At 44.4% G+C, this 3,184-nt stretch carries 2 protein-coding genes; both read left to right on the top strand.

The annotated features are described in order from the left end of the window. The first annotated feature begins 105 nt into the window (after positions 1-105). On the top strand, positions 106-1,431 hold the full coding sequence (locus AB4496_RS05470) for a Na+/H+ antiporter family protein (RefSeq protein WP_009848745.1): 1,326 nt from the start codon (positions 106-108) through the stop codon (positions 1,429-1,431). Positions 1,432-1,705: 274 nt separating this feature from the next. After that, positions 1,706-3,049: a response regulator gene (locus AB4496_RS05465; protein WP_240798082.1), complete on the top strand. Its 1,344-nt coding sequence runs from the start codon at positions 1,706-1,708 to the stop codon at positions 3,047-3,049. The last annotated feature ends 135 nt before the right edge of the window (positions 3,050-3,184 follow it).

Raw genomic sequence — 3,184 nt, 5'->3', positions numbered from 1 at the left:
GGAAAGCCCTTGGTGGTTGGCCTCTTGTTGACGAAGAATAAAAATAGAGTCGGTAAACGTTCACTCGTATTGCCTTCATAAAAAACACAACATCCCGAGAATAATATGAATCCTGTTGTAATTTCAGTTTGCATCATGCTTGTTTTAGCTTTGATGCGCGTAAACGTTGTCGTGGCTCTCACGTTCAGCGCAATTATCGGTGGCGTAGCCTCTGGTATGAGTGTGAACGATGCTGTAGCAGCGTTCGAAAGTGGATTAGGTGGCGGTGCAACTATCGCACTTAGCTACGCAATGCTTGGTACCTTTGCTGTTGCTATCTCTCGTTCTGGTATCACAGATCTACTTGCTCAAAGCGTCATTAAGCGCATTCACGGCAAAGAGAACAGTGCAGCATCGACCGGTCTAAAATACGGCATCCTTGCGTCTTTGATCTTAGTGACCATGTCTTCACAAAACGTGATTCCTGTACATATCGCTTTCATTCCAATCTTAATCCCACCTCTATTAGGCGTATTCGCAAAAATGAACCTAGACCGTCGTTTGGTTGCGTGTGTACTTACTTTTGGCCTGATTACTCCGTATATGGTTCTACCTATCGGTTTTGGTGGCATCTTCCTAAACAACATCCTGCTTAAAAACCTTCACGACAACGGTCTTGAAAACGTAGTAGCAAGCCAAGTACCAATGGCGATGTTGTTACCGGCTGCAGGCATGATCTTTGGTCTTCTTACGGCAGTATTCTTTACTTACCGTAAGCCTCGCCAATACAAAGAAACGTCTCATACTGTTGTTTCAACCGAAGTGAAAGAGATCAACAAGAAGCACATCCTAGTGGCTGCTGCGGGTATTGTTGCTGCACTAACGGTTCAACTATCGACAGGTTCTATGATCATCGGTGCTTTGGCTGGTTTCATGGTATTCACCTTCGGTGGTGTAATCGCTTGGAAAGAGACACACGATGTCTTCACTAAGGGCGTTCACATGATGGCAATGATCGGTTTCATCATGATTGCAGCGGCAGGTTTTGCAGCAGTAATGAAGCAAACCGGTGGCGTTGAATCTTTGGTTGAAGCGCTTTCAACAAGCATTGGTGACAACAAGCCTCTAGCAGCACTGCTTATGCTCATCGTTGGTCTATTGGTAACCATGGGTATCGGTTCTTCGTTCTCTACGATTCCAATCCTTGCAACTATCTACGTTCCACTAGCAGCAGCATTTGGTTTCTCTCCTATGGCAACGATCGCTCTAGTAGGTACAGCTGCAGCGCTTGGTGATGCTGGCTCTCCAGCTTCTGACTCAACCTTAGGTCCAACATCGGGTCTTAATGCTGATGGTCAACACGAGCACGTATGGGAAACCGTAGTACCGACGTTCCTACACTACAACATCCCACTGATCGTATTCGGTTGGATTGCAGCCATGGTTCTGTAATTAGGTTCTGTAGTTAAAGAATCCTACGCTCACTTTTATAAAGACCGCCTCGTGCGGTCTTTTTTGTATATAGTATCTTTCCCCTTTTATTTCTAACTTTAGAAACACGCTAACCTTCTGAACCAACATCACTCCCTATACATTATTCCGTACGTATTGATGTGCAACTTGTGGCTATTCATTGAATTCATTCCTACACTTAAGTGTTTAATAAATAAGCCGCTAATTCATAGACGACAAAGTGGCAAGGCTCAATACGTCAGAAGGCTACTATATGGATATACTCGCCCGATCGCGCTACCTCATCGTTGATGACAGCAGCGTCATTCAAAGTGCTACCCGCGCACTACTTATCAAGTTAGGCGTGCCTAACAACAATGTGATTAGCGCATCCAATGCACAAAACGCGATTGAGGCTTGTCGCGCACATCGATTCGACATCTTATTAATTGACCACGATTTAGGCTCAGGAAGCAATGGCTTGCAGTTGCTTGAGTTCTTGCAGCAAAAAGAATTAATCCGGCCACAAACGATCGTCTTTATCGTCACAGGCAATGACAGCCAAGATACCTTCTTTGGTTATGCTAACTTAGAACCTGATGGTTATTTGATTAAGCCAATACGTGCAGATGACATCATAAAAAGAGTCACATCCGCACTCTCTCGGCAGCAATACTTTTCGACATTAGAGCAGGCCTTTTTAAAGAATGACCTCAATGCGGTAAAGCCACTCTTTGGCAAAGCCCCTGATCCGTCGACACTGAAAGATGCCATTATTTATATGGCGAATATTCTGATAAAAAACCAACAACTCGATGACGCACAAGCCATGTTGAATGGGCTATTGCAGCTCCATGATTACCTGCCCGCTAAAGTTAAGCTCATTGAAATACATATCCTCAAGCAACACTATCACGACGCACTCCGTCAAATCGATGGCCTAATAGAAAGCAACCCTCGCAATATCAAACTTCAGCAACTTAAGGTCAAGATCTGTCTCAATACCAGTAATTTCGAATCAGCGAGCGAACTGATTGACCAAGTACTCACCGTGAACAGCAGTAATATTGAGTTAACCAACACCATGGTCTGGCTGCAGTTGCTAGATAAAAATGTCACACAAGCGACCCAACATCTCAAATCTCTCGCACAACTCATTCCTCACTCAATTTGGGATTCTACAGGTAAGCGAGCACTCATCTTATGGGCGGATAGTTTGGCGCTCACCCACGAAGAACTAACACTTTGGAAACCTGAAGCGACTTGGCAGAGGCTTTCTCACTCTGAAAAGTCTTACGCATTGAGCAAGCCGCTTCTAAAGCTTTGTCGTACCTTACAACTGATTCAACTCGATCAACATGAGGTTGCGACAGAGTGCATTGAGAGTATTTCGATAAACGAGTTTTCAGGCAATGATGTCGACGCGTTCTTCTTGTTGGCGCTGTGTTATCAAGCCTTAGGATTACAAGACAAAGTCGTTCAAATAAAGCGCCAAATTGACGTTCATTTAAAAGCGGATCACACGAACCTTGCTCTACTTCAACGTATGGCATTGCAGCAAGCTGATAATTTTTCACTCCCCACACTAACTAAAGCCCCTTTGGCTGCCGTTAGTTAAGCATGGCGATACTCTAAAATCAGCAAGCAAACGACAGGATGTCTTTATGCAAAACAGCGCTTCAAAAACGAAAACGTGGTGTGTCGCCTTTTTATTGAGTTGTCTTTCACTGTTGATGTGGCCACTGCTCACCTT

Origin of the sequence: Vibrio sp. 10N.222.46.A1 (genome assembly GCF_041473595.1) — a bacterium.
GTDB lineage: Bacteria > Pseudomonadota > Gammaproteobacteria > Enterobacterales > Vibrionaceae > Vibrio > Vibrio tasmaniensis_A.
Note: the sequence above shows the minus strand (reverse complement) of the source record. Positions and strands in the feature narration are given on the sequence as shown.

What these genes read in the sequence shown, in the direction of transcription:
- AB4496_RS05470 (WP_009848745.1), top strand. Translation starts at nt 106, where the DNA reads ATGAATCCTGTTGTAATTTCAGTTTGCATCATGCTTGTTTTAGCTTTG.
- AB4496_RS05465 (WP_240798082.1), top strand. Translation starts at nt 1,706, where the DNA reads ATGGATATACTCGCCCGATCGCGCTACCTCATCGTTGATGACAGCAGC.